This is a genomic window from Vicinamibacterales bacterium, assembly GCA_036504215.1.
GTDB lineage: Bacteria > Acidobacteriota > Vicinamibacteria > Vicinamibacterales > Fen-181 > FEN-299.
Window position 1 is genome coordinate 39389 of sequence record DASXVO010000090.1, and the last position, 21136, is coordinate 60524.

The following is a 21136-nucleotide window of genomic DNA, read 5'->3' on the forward strand; positions in this document are numbered from 1 at the left end:
AAAAGACTAGGATCGGAGCGTCTGTGAGGTCCAAGGAGCCGTCTTCATGAGCACACTCTGGGTTCATCGCTACGCGCAGCGGACGCAGCGGATGACGAGTTCGGTCATCCGGGAGCTGCTCAAGCTCACGGCGTTGCCCGACATCATCTCGTTTGCCGGCGGTCTGCCCGGCCCCGATCTGTTTCCGGTCGAGGAGATGAAGGAGGCCACCGAGACCGTCCTCGAAACCAAGGGTCGGATCGCCCTCCAGTACAGCACCACGGAGGGGTTCCCGCCGCTCCGCGAGATGATCGTCCGCCACATGGCCCGCTACGGCATCGTGGTGGACATCGACAACGTCCTCATCACCAGCGGATCGCAGCAGGCGCTCGATCTCATCGGCAAGATCCTGATCAATCCCGGCGACAAGGTCCTCACGGAGAATCCGACGTACCTGGGGGCGCTCCAGGCGTTCACCATGTACGGCGCCGACTTCGTGACGGTGCCCGCCGACGATGACGGGATGGTGACAGACAGGTTGGAGGATTCGCTGCGCAGCGGCCCGAAGTTCATCTACGCGCTGCCGAACTTCCAGAACCCGTCGGGCGTCACCATGCCGTACGATCGCCGGAAGGCGCTCATCCGTGCGTCGGACCACTACGGCATTCCGATCATCGAGGACGACCCCTACGGCCAGCTCCGCTACGAGGGCGAGCACATCAAGCCGCTCGTGGTCATCGACGCGGAGTGCCTCGAGTGTCAGCACAACGGGAAATACACAGGGAACGTGATCTACCTGAGCACGTTCAGCAAGACGCTCGCGCCGGGTCTCCGAATGGCCTGGATTGTCGCGCCGAAGGAGGTCATCAACCGGCTGGTCCAGGCCAAGCAGGGCACCGACCTCCAGTGCAGCACGTTCGATCAGATGGTGACCTACGAGGTGGGGCGCGGTGGCTTCATCGACCGCCACGTGCACAAGATCCGCGAGGTGTATGGTCACCGCCGGAACGTGATGCTCGCGGCGCTGGAGAAGGCATTCCCGGATCCGTCGCTCGGCGTGAGGTGGACGCACCCGCAGGGCGGTCTGTTCCTCTGGGCGACGTTGCCGGAGTGGCTTGACACGGCGGAACTGCTGACCGCGGCGGTCAAGGAGAAGGTCGCGTTCGTACCCGGCTCGCCGTTCTTCCCCGGCGGCGGCGGCCACAACACCATGCGCCTGAACTTCAGCAACGCGAACGATCCGCAGATCGAGGAAGGGATCGCGCGCCTGGGCCGCGTCATCCTGCGGCATCTCGAGGCCCACGCCGAGAAGGAGCGCGGGACGGCGACGGCGTAGGGACAGGAGCCAGGAGCGAGATGAAGAGTCGAGTGGCCGTGCTGCGCGTCGAACCGTCAACTGTGCTCGACGCGACCGAGCGGCTCTGTGAATTGGCGGGGATGCGGCAGGCGCTGTCACGTGCAGCGCCGACGATCCTCAAGGACAACATCTCCTGGCACTTCCCGTTCCCCGGCGCCAACACCACGCCGTGGCAACTCGAAGGGACGATCAAGGCGCTCCGTGCTGGCGGCTACGACAACCTCTCGTGCGTCCAGAACAAGACCGTTGTCACCGACGCCTTCAAGGGGGAAGACCTCAACCACTACGTCCCGATCCTGAAGCAGTACGGCATCCCGATTCTCTACAACTTCCGCGAAGGGGACATGAAGTGGATCCGCTACGATCCGAAGGCTCGGATGCACGTCCTCCACAAGGTCTTCCCCGAGGGCATTCACATCCCCGACTACTTCCCGGGTAAGAACATCGTCCACCTGCCGACCGTCAAGTGCCACATCTACACGACCACGACAGGCGCGATGAAGAACGCGTTCGGCGGCCTGCTACACACGCATCGGCACTATACGCATTCGTGGATCCATCGGACGCTCGTCGACCTGCTCGCCATCCAGAAGGAGATCCACCCGGGCGTGTTCGCCGTGATGGACGGGACGACCGCGGGTAACGGTCCCGGACCGCGCACGATGTATCCGGTCATCAAGAACGTGATGCTGGCGTCGGTCGACCAGGTGGCCATCGACGCGGTCGCGGCGAAGATGATGGGCTTCGACCCGATGAGCATCGAGTACATCCGCGTCGCTCACGACGACGGGTTGGGCGTCGGCGACCCGCGCGACATCGAACTCGTGGGCGATGACGTGTCGCAGGAGTCGTGGGGCTTCCACGTCGGAGACAACCTCGCCAGCATCGGAGGCGACCTCTTCTGGTTCTCGCCGCTCAAGGTGTTCCAGAAGCTGCTCTTTCACACGCCCATCGTGCACCTGTTCGTGTTCGCGTCCGAGACCTACCACGACTACTACCGCTGGCCGATGAAGGACCGCCGCACGTTCGAGCGGTGGAAGCGGGACACGAGCTGGGGACAGTTGTTCCAGCAGTACGAGCAGGACGAGAATTAGGGATCAGGGATCGGGCACGTCCTCCATTCCGGTCTCCTCCGGCCGGAAGCCCCGAGGGTGGCGCTCAACAATCATTGCGTCTGACGGCGCGCGCACGCAAAGGCTGGCTCCCGAGGCAGGACCGGGATCCACGGCCCCCCGCGAAAGTGCTAGAGTGCCGTAGAGTCACCATGCCATCGACTGAGAGTGCCTTCTATCCCCGCGTGTTTGCTTCGGTCACCGCCGTGGTGCTCGGCGTCGCCATGCTGTGGATGCTGCAGCCGCTCGTCGGACCGCTGTTGTGGGCCGGGCTGCTGGCGTTCCTGCTCAATCCGGCTGCCGAGAGGATGTCCGCCGCCTTCAAGGGGCGGAGGAGTCTCGCCGCGCTGCTGCTCACGCTCGCGGTCGTGGTCACGGTCGTCGTCCCGTTGATCTTCGTCGTCACGATGTTCGTGATGCAGACCTCGGAGCTGGTCGGCCGCCTGCAGTCGAGCGCTGCGCAGTACCAGATCCAGAGCCCCAGCGACGTGCTGGCGCTCCCCGCGGTCGATGCCGTCGTCAAACGGATTGGGAACCTCGTGCCGATCAGCGCGCAGCAGGTGCGCGACGCGGCAATCAAGGGCGGGCAGGATCTGTTGCAGGCCCTGATCTCGCTCGGCGGTTCGTTGTTCGCGAGCATCTTCGGCGCGGTCGTCGCCGTCATCCTCGCGTTGTTCCTGTTCTTCTTCTTCGTTCGCGATGGCCACCTCATGATCGAGCGCGCGATGGTGCTCGTTCCACTCGATGAACGACGGAAGGCGGATCTGCTCGCGCACTTGTCAAGCGTGCTGCGGGCGATCGTGCTCGGCTCGCTCGTGACCGCGATGGTTCAGGGCTCTCTCGTCGGCATCGGCTTTGCCATCGTCGGCCTGCCCTCGCCCATCGTCTTCGCCGTGCTGGCCATGGGCGCCTCGCTCATCCCGTTCATCGGCACGACCCTCGTCTGGGTCCCGGCCGCGTTGTGGCTGGTGTTGACCGGCCACTGGGGCATGGGCGTGTTCCTGGTCGTCTGGGGCGTCGCCGTCGTCTCGAGCGCCGACAACGTGGTGCGCCCGCTGTTCATCTCGACTCGGGCGAAGATCAGCACGCTGCCGGTGTTCATCGGCCTCATCGGCGGCATCAGCGCCTTCGGCGCCATTGGGGCGTTCCTCGGGCCCGTGCTCATCGCGCTGGTGCTGGCGCTGCTGGACTTCGCCGCCGAAGCGCGCCGCGAAGTTCCTCCGCCAGAGGCACAGACGCCGTAGCACGGCTTGCACCCGGAGACCCCCGACTCTCGACCCCGGACTTTCGACTCTGGACCCTTGATTCTGGACTGTTTGGCTGACCGCACATGCCTTTTCTCGACCTGTTGCCCGGTTCCGTGATGCTCGGCCCGATGACCAAGGGCTGCAACCTTCCCTACCGCCGGCTGTGCGTCGAGTTGGGCGCACGGATCACCGTCAGCGAGATGACCGTGGCGCGGCGCCTGAAACAGAAGCGGCGTTCGGAATTTGCGTTGATCCGGCGGGCGCCCGACGAACCCTGCTTCGGCGTGCAACTCGCCGGGTCGAATGCCGAAGAGATGGGATGGGCGGCGGCGCTCGCGGAGAGCCGTGGTGCCGAGTTCGTCGATCTCAACGTTGGCTGCCCGATCGACTACTTCACGAGCAAGGGGCTCGGCGCAGCGCTCGCGCGCCAACCGCGCCGTGTGCAGCGAATCATCGAGGAGATGAAGAAGGCCGTTGCCAACGTGCCAGTGACCGTGAAGATCCGGCTGGGATGGAACGACGAGCAGCGTAATTACCTCGACGTGGCGAGAGCAGCCGTGGACGGCGGCGCCGCTGCTATCGTCGTCCATGGGCGAACGCGCGACGCGCGGTATCGGTTCGCGGCCGATTGGGACGCCATTGGCGAGGTCGTGCGCGCCGTCTCCGTGCCGGTCATCGGCAATGGCGACATGCTGTTTCCGCACGACGTGCAGGCTGCGATGGAGCGATCGGGCTGCGCGGCGGTCATGGCAGCGCGCGGCGCGCTCATCAAACCGTGGCTGTTCCGCGAGATGACGCAAGGCTATCAGGACCTGACAGGAGACGATCGCGTGGCGGTCTACCGGCGCTACGTGGCCCTCGCGATCGAACACTGGGGCGATCACGAGCGCGGTCGCGCCCAGATCGCGGACTTCCTCAGGTGGCACCTGGGTTTCTGGTGCCGTTATGCCCCGCGTCGCGCGGACGGGTCCTGGCCGGGCATGCAAGAACGGGAAGACACGGCCTTCGCGCGTACGCCGCTCGAGTCCGTCCTGGCAAGGCAGGACGACGCCGCACTGGATTGGCTCACCGAACGGCTGATGGCCGGGGAAACGATCGATCCCGAGGCCGCCCCGCCTCCGTCCGAGGACAACGATCGAAGACGCGAGATCGCCGTCAGCGGGTAGGAGCGCGACAGTGGCGTCTCTGGCCCTGGTCGGCTGGCACTCACTGCTCGATCGCCGCGACCCTGATGTAGTCCAGGCGGGGGAAGTGCTTCCGCAGGTAGTCGTTGCCACCCTGGAACAGAGGGGCCTGCTTTCCCGCGCGGATCCCACCGCCCGACGATTCCCCGTAGTCCGCGTTCAGCGCGTCGCACACGTCGAGCCCCTCGATCACCCGGCCGAAGGGTACGAACGGTTCCTTGTCGTGCGTGGGCGAGTTGTCCCTCAGGTTGATGAACACCTGCGTGGTCCGGCCATTCGGCACCGCGAACGCGAAGGCCACGGTGCCTCGAACGTTGGACTGTCCCGCCGGATCGTCCGGGATCGCCGTTGTCCGCCAGGCCGCCGACACCGCGGGCTCGCCGTGGATCCCGAATTGCGCCCACTTGTCCTCGATGACGCGGAAGAAGGCGGAGTCGTTGTAGTAGCCGTGCGCGACGAGGTTGTAGAACCGGTCCGCGCCGTGAGGCGCCCACGCGCGGCGCACGTCGATGACGATCGTGCCCTTGGTTGTCGTGAACCGGACGCGATACCGATCGGGCGCCTGCCGGTTCATCTCCGGCGCGTCGGGTTTGAGGAGCCATCGATCGAAGGAGGGAATTGCCGCCTGGCCCGCCACGAGCGTCGTGGCCATCGTGCACGTCCACCACAGCAACAGGCCGTAAATCATGGTGGCAGATGATCGCATGGATGCCCTCCAGGGGGCTGGAGTTCGTGACGGGAGATGTTGGATTCGCTCAGCGCGCAATCGTCACGGGCACGGTGACCTTCACCGCCCGGCCAGGCAGGCACATCTTGCCGTCACACGCCTGGTAGTTGACCTCGATCGTGAGCGTCGCCGCGCCCGCGCCGGCCTCCGGCAGCACCTTCACGGGCAGCCGGAAGGTCACCGGTAGGTCGTAGTAGCCCGCCACCTGGTTGAAGGTCTCATCGAACTCCCGCTGGGGCTCCGGTGCCCGAAGTTTGCCGGCCTGCGTGAACGGCTGGCCACCAGCGAGCGCGAGGCGAAGCGGACGCGGTCCGTCCTTCACCTCCTCGGTCGAGTACACGTGCCAGCCCTCACGGATGGCGGCGCTGATCGCGACGGTGAACGAGCTTCCCGGCGGGTAGGACCGAGCGACCGGCTCGAGCTTCGCCGACCAGTCGACGGCCATCGGCGCGACACTCTGGGCGCCCGCTGTCGAGCCGACGGCCAGGACGCCGATGATCGCGAGAAGTAGAGTGGAGGTGCGCATCACCATGGTTTCATGGTAGCAGCTTGTCAGAACCACTGTCGTCGCTTGAACCAGACGATCATCGTCACGGCCGTGACAGCGCAGATGGTCCAGAAGAAGGGGTAGCCCCAGATCCACTCAATCTCAGGGAAGTGCTTGAAGTTCATCCCATAGACGCCGGCCAGGAACGTCAATGGGATGAAGATCGTGCCGATGATCGTCAGCACCTTCATGACCTCGTTCAGTCGCTGGCTCATCGCGGTCATGTAGGTTTCGGTCAGCCCCGTGGCCACCTCCCGGTAGGTTTCCACGATGTCGATGATCTGCACCGTGTGGTCGTAGATGTCCCGCATGTAGGTGCGCGTGGCGTCGCTCAGGCAATCGTGCGGCTCCCGCTGCAGCCCGGCGATGACCTCGCGCATTGGCCAGACGGCGCGCCGGAGCAGGAGCAGTTCCCGCTTCAATTGGTGGATCTCCTGGATGATCGCCGGCGTCGGCTGCTCCAGAACGGCCGCTTCGACATCCTCGAGCCGATCGCCGTACACCTCGAGCAACGGAAAGCAGCTGTCCACGATCGCATCGAGCAGCGAGTGCAGCAGGAAACCCGCATCGTTGTTCCGCAGCCGTGAACCGGCCACCTGCAAACGCTGCCGGAGCGCGTCCCACACGTCGCCTGGGCTTTCCTGGAACGTCAGCACGGTGTGGTGACCGAGGAAGATGCTGATCTGTTCCGAGCGCAGGTGCCCGTTCGGCATGTCGAGCATGCGGACGATGATGAACAGGCGGGCCTGGTAGCGTCCCTCGTCGCGGTACTGCTCGACCTTCGGTCGGTGTGTGACGTGCAGGACGTCCTCGACTGCCAGCGGATGGAGGTTGTACTTCTCCGCGAGCGACCGGATGACCTTCATGTCGGTGAGGCCGTCGACGTTGATCCACCGGACCGCCGCCCACTCGGGCCGGTGCGCGGCCAGGAACTTGTCGAGGTCCTTGACCTCGGCGGCCGACGCCTGGGCAGGGCCGTAGTCGATGCAGGAAATCGCCACCGATTCAGCCGTGCTCGGCATTCGGGCCAGGTCGTCGAGATCGATCCCCGCCACGGCGCCGGGCTTGGACCGCTTGAGCAGTCGCGGCACGCTCGCGCGCGACCGTTTGCGGCCATGGTGGTCCGATCGGCGGCGACCGCCTGTCGATTCGACGGGTGCGTGGTCTGGTTGCGCGGTGGCAACCGCCTGGCTGTCGGGCTGTTTGGCGGAAGTGGACATGTGGCGACCTTTGGCTCGGTAGTATACGGCGAACCGAGGCGGAAGGCCGCCGGTCTCGTTCATCGGGCCACAATGCCGACCATGCCACCTCGTGCCGCCCGTACTGCTTCCGTCCTGCTCCGCACGGCCGAGGACAAGCACGGAGCCGAACTCGGGTTACCCGATCGGCGAGGAGATGATGCTGGCCGACATCCGCGTGATGAAGCGGTTCAACATCAACGCGGTACGGACGTCTCACTATCCTGACGAGCCCCGCTGGTACGAACTGTGTGACGAGTACGGACCGTACGTGGTGGACGAAGCGAACATCGAGTCGCACGGCATCAGTGTCGATGCCGCCTACGTCCCGATGGACGCGCAGCGGCCGAACCTGCTCGAAAACCACGCGCGGATCAAGCCGGATCGACCGCTGATCCGGTACAAATACGCCCATGCGATGGGCAACAGCGTGGGCAACCTGCAGGATTACTGGGATGTGATCGAGCGGAACCCGCAACTCAAAGGCGGGTTCATCTGGGATTGGGCGGACCAGGGCATTTGGCGGACGGCAGAGGACGGACGGCGCTTCTTCACGTGCGGGACCCTGGATCGACCGCAGGGCCCGCGCGGACTCCGGTCGAGATCGTCAAGGCGGCAGCCGGCGTGCAGTGGACGAAATAGTGGTCCGGCAGGCGAGGAGGCCAGTGACGGGACCGGCTCCTCGAGAGCAGTTCCCTCAGTCTCTTGGATAGTCCTCGCGGCTCGGCGAAACCCTGAACGGATGGGTGGTGACGCGCTCCGGCCTCTCGGCTTGCGCGTTGAGCGCAGGGTCGAGGTAGTCGGGTCGGAGTTCCAGCGCCCGCGCAAAGAGTTGCCGGGCGCGGTCCGGCTGTCCCTGCCGAAACCTGGCCACTCCGAGGTTGTTGGCGCCTTCCGCGGTCGGCCGGCGCCGCTCGGCCGCCGCGAGACGGTCGGCGGCCTCCGCGAGATCGCCCCGCAGCAGAGCAACGGTGCCGGCGTGGAAGTCCAGGCGCCAGCCTTCTGGGAACGGGTACGGGCCTTCTGGTTCCACGACCGCGTCGGCCGGCACCGCCCCCGCGTCGAGCTCCCGCAACCAATCGGTCGCCGCGGCGAACTCGTCGCGAAACAATGAGATCGACAGGTGACCCCATATCGTCGTGCGTCGGTCGTACCCGGCCCGCGCATACAGCCGATCGATGACGCCGGCATCGTGCTTGGCCAGGCTGTACCTCAGCATCCGCCGCTGATTGTCGAGCCACCGGGAGAGGCTGTGCGGGTAGGTGTACAGGCGATAGCCGATGTCGGGCGCGAGGGAATACTCGCCGCCGGCTGCGATCCCGCGGAGGAGCAGATCGAAGTCCTCACCGCCGTGCATGGCCACGTCGTAACCAATCGAGCGCGCCCAGGCTGTCCTGAACGCCACGGGCCCCACGATTGGCAGGTAGTTGCGCTCGAACAGCCGCGCGGCCACGCGCCGGCCCATCATGAATGGTGGCACCGGCGCAGCCCGCACGAACGCGCCAGTCGCGCCGTCGCGCACCTCGGCGCCGTCGACGGCAAGGTCGGTCCCCTCGGCGCGCATCGCACCAACCAACTGGTCCGCACGACCCGGCAGGCACTCGTCGTCGGCATCCAGCCACACGGCGAACTCGGTGTCCACGGCTTCGAGCGCGATCTGGCGCGCATGTCCCAGCGTTCGGTGCTGGTCGACGTTCCTCACGCGGAGACTGCCGCCCGCGGCACCCACCGCCTTCTCAATTGTCCGGTCCTCCGACCCATCGTCGACGAGCAGCAGCGCGCAGCCCTCCTGCGCGCGCGCGGACCGGACCGCTCGCTCGATGGTGGCTTCCGCGTTTCTCGCGACGATGGCGACGGTGGTGTCGAACATCGGGTCTCCGGGAGATCGAACTCCGTCAGACGCCGTATATCCGTTCGATTCGGTGCGGCGGCAGGACCTCCAGCAACTCCGCGTAGATCTCCGCCTCATACGCCTTCGAAGAGACGATCACGCGGTCGACTGTTGAGAAATCGAACGTGCATTTCTGAACGATCGGGATACCTCGCATCTGCTCGCCCTGGGTCGGTCGCTGATCGACGATCGCGATCACGTTCAATCGCTTCAGGTCGTCGCCCACAATCTCGAGCAACTGCTCCGTGTGAAGGCCGCCCGCGTAGATGGCCACCGGACTGGACGGGCCGAACGCTTCGCACCACTGCGCCCACTTTCGCCTGAACAGCATCACTCGATCCCGATGGTGGACATTCTCGTCGTCGATGACGTCGAACATCTGGCGTGCCGTCGCGCGGTAGTGAGCGACCCGCTCCGCGAACGCGTCTCGCGCGGCGTCGTCGATGATGCGAATCGTCTCTCCCCGTCCGCTCCTGAAGACGTGGTCGATGCGTCCATCGAGCAGCGCGTCCCGATACGCGCGGATGTCAGACGTGTACCGCCGCGCCTCGAGCATGATGTAGCGACGCCTCGAGATCGTGAGATTATCGAGATTCTCCCGCACCCCCGTCGCCATCACCGGCAGATATGAGGCCAGGTACCCGCGGGTGTGGAAGTTGAACAGGCACTTCATGTGCGGGCCGAACCTGGCGAAGTCGTCGTCACCAAGTGGGTCCGAGAGCGAGCCAGGGGTCGGCGCTCGCCCCGGGAACGGCGGGTAGCACTCCAGGTACGGGGACCGCCGCACGCAGTACGTGACTTCCGACGCGTGCATGAACGTGGCGAGCCAGTACGCGAAGTAGTCGAACTTGCCCGGCGGCGGGCTCTCGGTCCAACTCGGATGGAGCGGAGCGATCAGGGCTCCATCCGGTCGCATTCTCATCACGTTTCCGTGCACCATCGACACGTCTGGATCCCGCTCCAGCACCTCCACGCACTGCTCGAACCAAGTCGGCGACAGGTAGCAGTCCGAGACCGGAAGGCACATCACGTAGGTGCCCGTCGCGCGTCGCATCGCCTTGTAGAATCCGTCGCCGGGCCCCTCGTCCGGCTCCGAGATCCACTTGAGGCGTGGTTCGCGCTCGTAGGTCCGTAGGATGTCCAGCGTCCCGTCGGTCGAGGCACCGTCCACGAGGGCGATCTCGAAGTCCTCGAACGTCTGCGCAAGGATCGAGTCGAGCGTGTCGGCGAGGTACCGGGCCTCGTTCCGGCACGTGGTGTAGACGGAGAGGGTTGGATGCGGCGCGCGGTCGTTCACGACGACCACCCTGACAGATCGATGAGCTTCGCCTGGCAACCCTGCTGCTTGAGCCGCGCCGCGATTTCCTTGTGGTAGACGGGGCTCCCGATGATTACGAACGGAGCCGACGACAACCGGGGTATGACATCGGCATCGCAGAGCAGCGGCAGCCCCATGAACTCGGTCCGAGCCTTCTTCTGGTCGAGAATCGAACGCATCTCGAGGACCGCCACCGGTGGCTGAAGTCTGGCGTCGGTGATGAACCGGCAGAGCCGCCGCGAGTACTCGCCGGTGCCGTAGATGTAGTACTCGGTCTGGTTACGCCGGGTGTAGGCCGTGAGTGCCCTCATCTGGCGCCTCAAGTCCAGATTCGTCGCAACCGACGCCAGGTACTGGCGAGACAGCCACGACAGCACCCGGTCCACGCGCGCCGCGAGCCTTGGCGCGCGGTAGTCGAGGTAGTACACCAAGCCGGCTATCCTCGTCCCGCGTGCGGCATCCCTCCCGCCACCTGCGTAGACACCATACCTGAGCTTGCGTGAGTTGTTCCGAATCGCCGTGGCTATCCGGCTAACTCGGTACGGGAACTCGCGCCGGCGGTCCAGCACGGGGTCTCGCACGACGATCATCTGCCGCCGTCTGTCCTCGACGATGGTCGACTCCGGGAGACCGCGGCGTCCCGCCCAGATATTGGCCAGCAAGAGCATCGCGCGGCGCTTGGCTTCGGTCTGGACCCGGTGGGACCAGAGGACGAGCGACTCGCGGATGTGCCCGTGCACGCGCCGGCGCCGTGCATCGCCCTCGAGCCCGAGGCTCGCACCCTCGCCGGAGAACCGCAGGAACGGTTCAGGGATGTCGCGATTCTCCTCGTTGACGTCGAAGGGATCGCTCGTGTTCAGATAGAACGCGACGCATTGCTGGAAGGAATCCGGGCCGAGGCACGGATTCCAATCACCGACGATGGCGAGCCAGCGCGTCGTGTAGAACGCGAGACTGTCTGGCGCACAGCCGCATTCCCAGACGTCCGTGTAGTTGCGATACCGGAACCGCGACGCGCGAATCCGGAAAATGTGGTCGTCGTAGTAGCCGACGTACTTCCGCAGGACGTCGTCCCACCCCTGCGTGAGGAACCTGAACTCGTCGCTGCTGTTGAACACGAAGTACGCGGTTGGCGCCGTCATCGGCAGCAGCAGGTTCAGCGGCTTCCACAGGTCGAAGAAACTCCTGACGATGTCGGTCTTCAGGTAGCGAATGCGCAGGGCCCGACACGCGGCTTCCTCGACCACGGCCCGCTCCATCGCCTTATCGCCCTCATCGATGTGGACCAGGACCTCGACGGCCGATGGGCAGGATGCCGTCTCTTCGACGCTGGACAGGAAATCGCGGAAATGATCCGGTCGGTTCGAATTGAGCTGGATCGAGACGAATACCTCGCCGAGCGGATCACCCTGTGTAGTCATGGACAGGTCCCGGGTCGATCAGACGAGGTGCTGGATGTCGGCGAAGTGCGCCTGGGCATCCGCCAGCGCGGCGGCCGGGAAGTGCTTCGGGTAGACGACGGGCATTCCGCGGAGCACGATCGGCCGCCACGCGGTGCCGTCCTTCTGCATCGCCCAGAATCCAGCCCAGACGGAGACCCGACCGAATACTTCCGCCACGGCAGCGGTCACACCGGGATGATAGCTGTGGCCCGTCTCCGGATCGGTGGCGAGGTCGCGCTCGCGGTTCGCATGGACGTGCGCCGCATCGCACTCGTCGAGTTGCCGGTTGAGGTCGTCGCCGCAGATGATGCCGCCGTCGCGGACCAGCCGGAGGGTGGCCGTCAGGTCGGCGCGGACCGACGAATATGCGTGGTTCGCATCGACGAACGCAATGTCGTACTGCGCATCGCGCAACTGCGGCAGCACGTGCTCGCTCAGCCCCCGTACGTGCTGCGCCGCGATTCCCGGCGGCAACGTGGTCATGTTGTGCACGAAGATCTCGTAGGCCACGTCCGACGCGAGCATCGCGTCCATGGCCACGGCGTAGTCGGCCTTCGCGTCCGGTGTCTCGGTGAAGAACGGCGTCCAGGCATCCACGCACGTCAACGAGCCGCGCCCCGCGCAGTACGTGGAGATTCCCTGCGCCCACGAGAGCGCGGACGCGCCGCACCACGAGCCGACCTCGAGCACGCTCAGCGCGTCACGGCCGCACCGCTCCTTCAGGTACCACGTCGTCCCAATCATGAACAGGTGCCGGACCGGGGCGCCGAGGATCGCCCGGTCGATGTGGAGGATGGGGCGGCCGGGATGGAGCGCGGAGAGAAGGCTGCGACAGGACATCAGGCTTCCTCGTGGGGCGGGGACCGGCCTTACGGGCTCAGGCCGGGACGGCCGCCTTTCGCTGCTCGAGGATCTTCCGCCGGAGCGTGATCCGGGTCATCCCCTCGATGTGTTCTCGCACGTCTGCGCCGAATCGCCGCTCGATCATCGCCAGGTACCTCGGGTTCGCGAAGTACGCGGTGAACGCGTAGTCACGGAACTCCAGCACCTGGGCGGCGGTCAGGTGCTCGGTCGGCAGCGGCAGGAATTCGTAGCCCTGCTGGGCGTAGCCAACCCAGGTGTCCGGCAGCCTGGTCCCCTTCTCGAGGGCCTCCGCGTACAGGTCCGATCCCGGCGGCGCCATGGTACAGAAGAAACTGGGAAACGCACAGTTCAATTCGAGTGCGAACGAGAGTGTGTCCTGCATGCTCTCGTAGTCCTCGCCCGGCAGGCCGAACATGAAGTTGGCGCAGAGGTCGATGCCCGCGTCATGGATCTTCCCCACGACCGACCGAATCACGTCCTTGTCGTAGCGGCCCTTCTTCACCGCGGCCAGGGACTTCAGGCTGCTCGACTCGATCCCGAGCTTGAACCAGTTGAACCCGGCCTTCTTGAGCAGCGCCAGGTGCTCGGCGCTCATGCGCTCGACCGCGTCCACCCTCGCGAACGCGCAGAAATTGAGCCTGTACTCGCGCGTCAGGAGCGCTTCGACGATCGGCAGGTAGTGCTTCTCGTTGAAGACGAAGAGTTCGTCGATCAGGTTGATGTTCCGGACGCCGTGCTCGCGCGCCAGCGTATCGAGCTGCCGCATCACCCAGTCGGTGGACCAGTACCTGATCTTCCGCTCTCCATACGTCGAGTGGATGGCGCAGAAAGAGCATCGATATGGGCAGCCCAAGCTGGTGTAGAGCGATGCGTAGTGTTCGCGCGACTGGAGATCCTGGAGGCACATCCAGTTGAACGCCCGATACCGGGCCTTTGTCCAGGGAATCAGGTCCCACGCGACGTCGGAGAGTTCCCCTGTCAGATCGCGCACGTTCTTCGCCCGCGACATCGGGGCAAGCGGCTTCCCGTCGCGCCGCTGCCACAGCCCGGGAATGTCGTCGAGCGGCTCGCCGCGGACCAGCGCCAGCAAGGTGTGGAACCCTTCGCCCTGAACGACGAAATCGCACACTGACTCCTCGATGGTGCGCGCCGGCAGCGCCGAGGGATGCCAGCCGCTGAGCACCACGGTCCGATGTGGCTCGAGCGCCTTGATGGCCCTGCACTGTTGCTCGACGGCGACCATGATCGGGCTGCAGGTGTTCGCCTGCTGGCTGTACACGACGATGCCGACGAGGCGGGGGTCCCGCTGCGCGATGATTCGGGCGGTCTCGTCGAAGCTCAGATTGAGGCCATGCGCGTCCAGGATGTCGACGGCGATGCCCTGTTTCCGGAGATAGCCGGCGGTCAGCGCCGCCCAAAACGGCGGTTCGCACGCCGAGTAATCCCTGCTCAGATCCTGGTAGATCGTCGTCTTCGAACCCACATTGACGAGAAGGATGTCGAGCCGATTGTCCATCTCACCGATCTCCTGCACCGGGCGCACGCGCCCACACGCTTCGCACCTCGTCTGCGATGGACGTCGCGTCGCAGCGAATCCGGCGCAGCAACTCCTCGCGCCCCGGGCTTCCATGCACGTACGCGTCCGGCGCGCCAAGGCGCCTGAGCAGTGGACGGCGACCGGTCGTCGTGGCGTACCAGTGGCAGACACCGGCCCACAACCCGCCCACTGGCCCGTGCTCCTCGGCGACCACGACGGCGTCCACCTGATCGGCCAGGCGATCGAGTGCGGCCACATCCAGCGGTTTCACCGTGTGCATCTGGTAGAGCATCGGGCGGATCTCCTCGCTCGACAGCTCATCCAGGGCCTCGACCGCCACGCGGGCCATGTCGCCGGTGGTGAGAACCAGGACCCGCTGGCCACGACGAACGAGACGCGCCCGGCCGAGCGTGGGCGTCTCCTCGGCAGCCATCCTCGGTTCGCCGTACTTTCCAATACGGATATAGGCCGGCCCGGCCAGTGTCGCCAACTGTGGCAACAAGGCCTCGGTTTCGACCGGATCGGCCGGCGCCACGACGGTCATGCCCGGCAGGAGCGACATCAGGCCCAGGTCGTCGGGCGCGTGGTGTGTAACCCCGCTCGACGCGTAGAGATAGCCGCCACCTGCGCCCACGATTACGACCGGGAGCGAGTGATAGCCTATACCGACACGAACCTGCTCGAAGGCTCGGGCCGTCGCAAATGACGCGATCGAGTAGACGAACGGACGCCAGCCCTCGAGCGCGAGGCCGGTCGCGGCAGACATCATCTGCGCCTCCGCCACGCCGACGTTCACGTATCGTGGCCCGAAACGCCGCTGGAACTCGTCGAACGTCTGGAAGCCGAGGTCGCCGGTGAGGAAGATGATCCGATCGTTCTCCTCCGCCAGCCGTGTCAGGGTCTCGGCAAACGCCTTTCGCATCGTCAGCTCTTGTGCAACGGGGTCGCATCGAGGTGCCGGAGCGCCGCCTCAACCTCGTTGGCCGAAGGCACACGGTAGTGCCACAGCACCTGGTCCTCCATGAACGGCACGCCTGCTCCCTTCCGAGTCTTCGCGACAATTGCCGACGGGCGCCCAGGCTCGAACGGGAACTCGGCCAGCGCGCGCCCGACCTCGGACACGTCGTGGCCGTCGATGGTCTGCGCCCCCCAGCCGAATGCCCTGAACTTTGCCGCCAGGTCGGTGTGGCCCATGATGTCATCGCTGCGGCCCACGGCCTGCAGTCCGTTGTAGTCGACGATAGCGAGCAGGTTCTCCAGCCCCTGGGCGGCGGCGAACGTGGCGGACTCCCACACGCTGCCCTCGTTACACTCCCCGTCGCTCATCAGGACGACGGCCCTGGTCTGCCGGCCGTCGATCCGGTGGCCGTAGAGCATGCCGGTCGCAATCCCGAGGCCGTGCCCGAGGCTTCCGGACGAGCACTCGAGCAAGGGCAGGGCGTGCTTGCAGGGATGCACCGCGAGCGGCGAGTCGGGGTGCGCGTACTCGGCCAGCCAGGACGTCGGGATGAACCCGCGGTCGGCCATCACCGCGTAGAGCGCCGTGCACGCGTGCCCCTTACTGAGGATGAACCGGTCGCGGTCCGGGGCGGCCGGATCGTCGGTTGAAACCCTGAGGAATCCGCCATACAGCGCCACCAGCACGTCCACGCAGCTCAGCGCGGAGCCCAGATGGCCGTGACGGCCATCGAACGCCATCTGAACACACGTGGCCCGTATCTGCCGAGCGCGGCGCTGAAGATCGGCGATCTCGGGAGAATGCTCGACCGGTTGCCGCTCACTCATCGTGCCGGGACCTCGCCGGGAGCTGGAACTGGTGGAAGTGGTCATTCTACGGGTGCAGTGCGCCGGCGTGCAAGACGACGGCCGATCCGGCGGCGGCGGATCTTGACAGGCTGCAATCCGCCTTCCATCATATCGGCACCGACGGGCCTCCGTGGGAACAATCGAGACGGGGTGCGCGGATGACCAGGACTCCTGCCAATCCTGACGTGCTGGCGTTCTACCAATCTCAACCGTTCAACATGGCAGGATCGCCTCGCGCCATGGCGGCTGAGATCCGTAGTCGCGATCCGATTCTCGAATATCCGCAACTGGTGCCGCTGCTGGGCCCCGGCACCGCCGTCCTCGATGTGGGATGCGGAACCGGCTGGTTCGGCAACGCGTTGGCGTACCACTACGATTGCCCGATTGTGGGCATCGACTTCAATCCTGTTGCGGTTGAGTTCGCCCGCCGGACGGCTGCGGCACTCGGAGTGGAGAGCACGTTCCATCCCGCCGATCTCTTCCTCTGGGAGCCCGAGGCGAAGTTCGACGTGGTCGTGTCCCTCGGGGTGCTGCACCACACCAACGATTGCGAAGCGGCGCTGGATCGCCTGCTGCGCGTGTTCGTCCGACCACGCGGCCATGCGCTGGTCGGGCTGTATCATCGTTACGGGCGGCGTCCGTTCCTGGAGCACTTCGATCGGCTGAGGAGCGCAGGGGCTTCGGAAGCACAGTTGTACGAGGAGTTCCGCACGTTGTTCGGTTCGCAACCGGTCGACGCGGACCACTGCCGCTCCTGGTTCCGCGACCAGGTGCTGCACCCGCACGAAACGCAGCACACGCTCCGGGAACTGCTTCCGGTAATCCAGCGGAGCGGTGCCGCAGTGGTGTCGACGTCGCTGAACGGCTTCCAGCCGGTCACCGACTGGACGTCGGTACTCGACGCGGAGCCTGCACAGGAGACGGTTGGGCTGGCTAGACTGGCCGCCCGGAGGTACTTCCCCGGCTTCTTCGTCGTCCTGCTGAAGCAGATGTGACGCCAGGCAGAGAGTCATGAGCATGAACGACGCGGCCGACGCCGCCTATGCGCTTGAACCGTGCGACCGCCGTTGGGCCGCCTCCGTGTCCGCATTGTGCGCGGGGGCACCGGCCTACCAGTACGCCCTCGACCTCGGCGGTTCAGCTCTGATTCGGACGGTGGAGGCTGATCGCGTGCTGGCCAGGCGCCTGCTGACGCTGACCCTCCCGCTGGCCCCGCCGGATGTCCCGGTGCCGGATGTCGTCTTCGAACGGCTGCTGGTGCACGTGGTGGAGGACGCGCAGGATCTGGGCTGCCGGGAGCTGGCGATTTTCGGCTCCGGCGTGGACGGCCGGTTCTTTGCCGACCTCGTCCGACTGGCGGGGGCCAGGGTCGCCTGCTTCGTGGACAACGACGCGCTGCGCCTCCGTCGCGTCGACGGTATCGACATCATTACCCCGGCGGCGGCGTGCGCGAGCCCGGGTCCGCCCATCGTGATCGCCTCTCGCCGCCACGAGTGCGCCATGGCGAGTCAACTCGCCACGTTGCTCGACGGGTGCGACCGGCTTGTTCTGAGGCCGGTTAATTCGTGGCGAGCCCGGCTGGCCGGCGACCCCGCGCTCTGTGCGGCCGACGCGGCGTGCCGCGATCTCGTGCGCGAGTTCATCGAGGCCGGGGCTGCGTGGGCGACAGCGTTCGTGCTCTGCAACTACCGGCGCTTCGTGCACCAGTGGACCGAACCGATGGCCTCCGGTTCGCGCGTGGCCTCCCCATCGCCCTTCGTCTACCAGATGCAATGAGACAGCCATCGGCAATCCACGCCGGGTGACGATGGAGACGGACGACACCATGTACATCCTCGGTCTGGCGTTCGGCTTTCACGACGCGTCGGCGGCGCTGCTCAGCGACGGCGAGGTGGTGGCGGCCGCGCTCGAAGAACGATTCACGCGGCGGAAGCACGACCCCGATCTTCCGCGTCGAGCAATCGACTACGTCCTCTCTGAGGGCAGGATCACCTCCGCGGATCTCGATACCGTGGTACTCCACGAATCGGCGCCGAAGAAGTTCGATCGGGTCGTTCATTCCGCGGCGAGCAACCTGCCTGCGGGCGCGGCCTACCTCGAGAAGACCGTCCGCTCGTGGATGGCCCATGGGAAGTTCGACGTTCGGCGTCGGGTTGCCGATGCGGTCGGTGTGCCGCTGGACCGAATCCATTCGGTGGAGCATCACGCGGCGCACGCCGCGTCGGCCTATTTCGCGTCGGCTTTCGACAGCGCGACCGTGGTGACGATGGACGGCGTCGGCGAGTACGAGGCGGCGACCGTCTGGACCGGACGCGGCAGCCGGCTCGAAAAGCTCTACAGCATGAACATCCCGCACTCGCTGGGGTTGTTCTACAGCGCATTCACCGCGTTTCTCGGCTTCGAAGTGAACGAGGGCGAGTACAAGGTGATGGGGATGGCGGGGTTTGGCGATCCTCGCTCCGTTGACCGCATCGTGCCTCTGCTGCGCCTCGAGGACGATGGCATGCTGTCGCTCGACACTGGCTATTTCGAGTTCCTGACGCCGGAGGATCGGCCTTACACGTCACGCCTGACAGACCTGCTCGGCCCGGCGCGGACTCCCGACAGCCCGTTTTCGGTCGGCGATCGACAACGGCCGGCGTCGAGCGACCTCGAGACGACGAGCCGACACTACGCCGATCTAGCCGCCAGCGTGCAGTCGGTCGTGGAGCAGGCGATCTTCCATGTGGTCGAGTCCGCTGTGCGTCGAACTGGACTGCCAGACGTCTGTCTCGCCGGCGGGGTGGCGCTCAACTCGCTGGCCAACGGCAAGTTGCAGCGACGGATGTCCGGGCGCCTCTACGTCCAGCCGGCGGCCGGCGATGCGGGAACGTCGCTCGGCGCGGCGCTCTTCTACGCGCACGCCGAGCGCGCGCTGCCGCGCCGGGGCGCGCTCACGACGGCCTTTCTCGGTCCGGACTACGGACAAGACGATGTCGATGCCGCCCTCCGTCGGGGATCGGTGCGACGGTCGCACCGGTTCGAGGAAGAGGACGAGTTGCTGCGAACGGTGGCACGTCGGCTCGCGGAAGGCGCGGTGGTTGGCGTGTGCCGCGGCCGCTTCGAATGGGGCCCGCGGGCGCTCGGCGCGCGCAGCATTCTCGCGAATCCGACAATCCCCGAGATGCAGCGTCTCGTCAACGAGAAGATCAAGTTCAGGGAGCCGTTCCGACCGTTCGCGCCGGCGGTCCTCGATGATCGGGCGCGCGAGTTCTTCGACCTCCTCCCACCATTCGGCCTCGAGAGCCCCGACTACTTCATGATCTCGGTGGCCAACGTGCACGCTGCGAAGCGCCGGGTCATCCCGGCGGTGACGCATGTGGACGGGACCGCGCGGGTGCAACTGGTGAGCCGCGCGACCAACCCGTGGTTCCACCGCCTCATCGCGTGCTTCGACGAACTGACCGGCGTGCCCGTGGTCCTGAACACGTCGTTCAACCTTCGTGGTGAACCGATCGTCGCGTCGCCATGGGACGCGCTGTGGACCTTCGGGTGGAGCGGGATGGATGTCCTGGTGCTCGGCAACGTCTTGATCGAGAAGAGCGAGCTGTCATGAAGGTTCTGTACGTGCTGCCTCCGAACCCGGCTGCAGACGACGACCTGGCGCGCCGCCTCGAATGGGTTCGGCGAACCCATCCGGGCGCAGACATCGTCCTGTCGTCGGAGCAGCCGGCGGCCGGACGATATACCGAAACCCTCCGCCAACCGGTCGCCATCTACCACTGTGCGTCGGACTTGTCGGAGATGGACGCGGTCGTTCTTGTGCGGGGATTCGGGGAGCCCGAGAGCGCCATGTGGCCGTCCGGTGCCTTGCCCGGCCGGCTCTACGTGCAGGAGCGCGATGGCCGGCTGACGCTGAGAAACCAGCCGTTCAATCGTGCCGACCTGCCGGCGCTCGACCTCCACGCGTTCAGCCGGCTGGCGCCTCGTGACCAGGCGGGCTACTACTTCTTTCCGTATGGATACGGTGTCCAGTGGCCGGGGATGGGCCCAGTGGACTCGTTCGGGTTCCGCGGAAACACCGACTGGCTCACGCTCGAGTCGCGGGCGGCGTGTCACAAGGTCGTGGCGGTCTTCGGCGGGTCCTCGACGTGGAGCCAGGCGTGCTTTCCCGAGGAGTCGTTTCCTGCGCGACTCGAAGCGCGGCTGAACGACTGGAGCACGGCGGGTGGGTTGGGACTGACGTTCACCGTCATCAACCTCGGCCTGTTCGGCAATGTCGTCCTGAATGAGATCATCAACTACGTTCTGTTTGCGTCCCGCGTGAAGCCCGACTACGTGATCGCGCACGACGGATTCAACGATCTGCTGTACGGTCTCGTCAGCGACCCCTGGCTGCTTGGCGAACATTCGATCGCCTACCAGGCGGAGTTCGAGTGGTGGAGCCAACTGCTGCACGGTGGGCCCAACGAGGCGCTCACCCATCGGACCGAGCCGTTCACGGTGCTGAACCTGCCCCACGTTGTGGTCCGCGCCTACGTCGAACGGAAGACCCAATTCCGGCGGATGGTCGAAGGTGCAGGCAGCGAGTTCGTCTGGGGATTCCAGCCCACGGCCTTCAGCAAGGCGGCGATGAGCCCGCGCGAAGCGAAGATTTCCGCAGTCGGACATCCGCAATACGACGCGGCGCTTCGGAAGTTGCCGTTCCTCTACGAGGCCTTCCCGCAACTCGCCCGCCTGCCGTCAGACGTGCGAGTGGTGGATGCCCATCGGGCGTTCGGACGGTACGGGGCGTCTGATGACCTCTTCTACGACTACGCGCACACCACACCGGCGGGGGACGAGAAGCTGGCGGAACTGTATTTCGCGGAACTGACCGCCCGAATGACGGCGACTGGTCGCGTCTGA

The 21136-nt window shown here is 65.8% G+C and carries 18 protein-coding genes; 8 read left to right on the forward strand and 10 right to left on the reverse strand.

Features of this window, described 5'->3' with window-relative positions:
- The first annotated feature begins 46 nt into the window (after positions 1-46).
- The 4 genes from VGK32_23970 to VGK32_23985 all read left to right on the forward strand — a co-directional run bounded on the left by VGK32_23970 (position 47) and on the right by VGK32_23985 (position 4861).
- Entirely contained in the window at positions 47-1315 is a 1269-nt protein-coding gene (locus VGK32_23970) for a PLP-dependent aminotransferase family protein (GenBank protein ID HEY3384829.1), read from the forward strand.
- A 20-nt stretch (positions 1316-1335) separates the two neighbouring features.
- Complete coding sequence (locus tag VGK32_23975) at positions 1336-2430, forward strand: DUF362 domain-containing protein (GenBank protein HEY3384830.1); 1095 nt, start codon at positions 1336-1338, stop codon at positions 2428-2430.
- Positions 2431-2600: 170 nt separating this feature from the next.
- A complete protein-coding gene (locus tag VGK32_23980) occupies positions 2601-3692 on the forward strand; it encodes an AI-2E family transporter (protein HEY3384831.1) in 1092 nt (363 codons plus the stop codon).
- A gap of 86 nt (positions 3693-3778) precedes the next feature.
- A complete protein-coding gene (locus VGK32_23985; GenBank protein ID HEY3384832.1) occupies positions 3779-4861 on the forward strand; it encodes a tRNA-dihydrouridine synthase family protein in 1083 nt (360 codons plus the stop codon).
- Between the two features lie 40 nt (positions 4862-4901).
- On the opposite strand, the gene VGK32_23990 is transcribed toward VGK32_23985, so the two are convergent.
- From VGK32_23990 to VGK32_24035, 10 genes are all read right to left on the reverse strand, one after another.
- Positions 4902-5585, reverse strand: coding sequence for a peptidylprolyl isomerase (locus tag VGK32_23990; GenBank protein HEY3384833.1), 684 nt, complete (start codon positions 5583-5585; stop codon positions 4902-4904).
- Between the two features lie 49 nt (positions 5586-5634).
- The gene (locus VGK32_23995; protein HEY3384834.1) at positions 5635-6138 is read right to left on the reverse strand and encodes a protein-disulfide reductase DsbD N-terminal domain-containing protein; all 504 of its coding nucleotides are present in this window, start codon (positions 6136-6138) and stop codon (positions 5635-5637) included.
- 20 nt (positions 6139-6158) lie between these two features.
- A complete protein-coding gene (gene corA, locus VGK32_24000; GenBank protein HEY3384835.1) occupies positions 6159-7373 on the reverse strand; it encodes a magnesium/cobalt transporter CorA in 1215 nt (404 codons plus the stop codon).
- Positions 7374-8088: 715 nt separating this feature from the next.
- The gene (locus tag VGK32_24005) at positions 8089-9261 is read right to left on the reverse strand and encodes a glycosyltransferase (protein ID HEY3384836.1); all 1173 of its coding nucleotides are present in this window, start codon (positions 9259-9261) and stop codon (positions 8089-8091) included.
- 25 nt (positions 9262-9286) lie between these two features.
- On the reverse strand, positions 9287-10579 hold the full coding sequence (locus VGK32_24010) for a glycosyltransferase (protein ID HEY3384837.1): 1293 nt from the start codon (positions 10577-10579) through the stop codon (positions 9287-9289).
- Positions 10576-12021, reverse strand: coding sequence for a hypothetical protein (locus VGK32_24015; GenBank protein ID HEY3384838.1), 1446 nt, complete (start codon positions 12019-12021; stop codon positions 10576-10578). The genes VGK32_24010 and VGK32_24015 overlap by 4 nt, the downstream gene beginning before the upstream one ends.
- A gap of 18 nt (positions 12022-12039) precedes the next feature.
- Complete coding sequence (locus VGK32_24020; protein ID HEY3384839.1) at positions 12040-12882, reverse strand: class I SAM-dependent methyltransferase; 843 nt, start codon at positions 12880-12882, stop codon at positions 12040-12042.
- A gap of 37 nt (positions 12883-12919) precedes the next feature.
- Positions 12920-14422, reverse strand: coding sequence for a radical SAM protein (locus VGK32_24025; GenBank protein ID HEY3384840.1), 1503 nt, complete (start codon positions 14420-14422; stop codon positions 12920-12922).
- A 1-nt stretch (position 14423) separates the two neighbouring features.
- Positions 14424-15365 carry a transketolase C-terminal domain-containing protein gene (locus tag VGK32_24030; GenBank protein HEY3384841.1) on the reverse strand — a complete coding sequence of 314 codons (942 nt, stop codon included), beginning with the start codon at positions 15363-15365 and terminating at the stop codon, positions 14424-14426.
- A gap of 2 nt (positions 15366-15367) precedes the next feature.
- Positions 15368-16228: a transketolase gene (locus VGK32_24035; protein HEY3384842.1), complete on the reverse strand. Its 861-nt coding sequence runs from the start codon at positions 16226-16228 to the stop codon at positions 15368-15370.
- Between the two features lie 179 nt (positions 16229-16407).
- Here VGK32_24035 and VGK32_24040 point away from each other — a divergent pair, with 179 nt between their 5' ends.
- From VGK32_24040 to VGK32_24055, 4 genes are read left to right on the forward strand one after another with little or no spacing between them, the layout of a single operon-like run.
- Positions 16408-17244, forward strand: a complete 837-nt coding sequence (locus VGK32_24040) for a class I SAM-dependent methyltransferase (GenBank protein HEY3384843.1) — start codon at positions 16408-16410, stop codon at positions 17242-17244.
- A gap of 16 nt (positions 17245-17260) precedes the next feature.
- A complete protein-coding gene (locus VGK32_24045; GenBank protein HEY3384844.1) occupies positions 17261-18025 on the forward strand; it encodes a hypothetical protein in 765 nt (254 codons plus the stop codon).
- A gap of 49 nt (positions 18026-18074) precedes the next feature.
- Complete coding sequence (locus VGK32_24050) at positions 18075-19844, forward strand: carbamoyltransferase C-terminal domain-containing protein (GenBank protein ID HEY3384845.1); 1770 nt, start codon at positions 18075-18077, stop codon at positions 19842-19844.
- The gene (locus tag VGK32_24055; protein ID HEY3384846.1) at positions 19841-21136 is read left to right on the forward strand and encodes a hypothetical protein; all 1296 of its coding nucleotides are present in this window, start codon (positions 19841-19843) and stop codon (positions 21134-21136) included. Before VGK32_24050 ends, VGK32_24055 begins: the two co-directional genes overlap by 4 nt.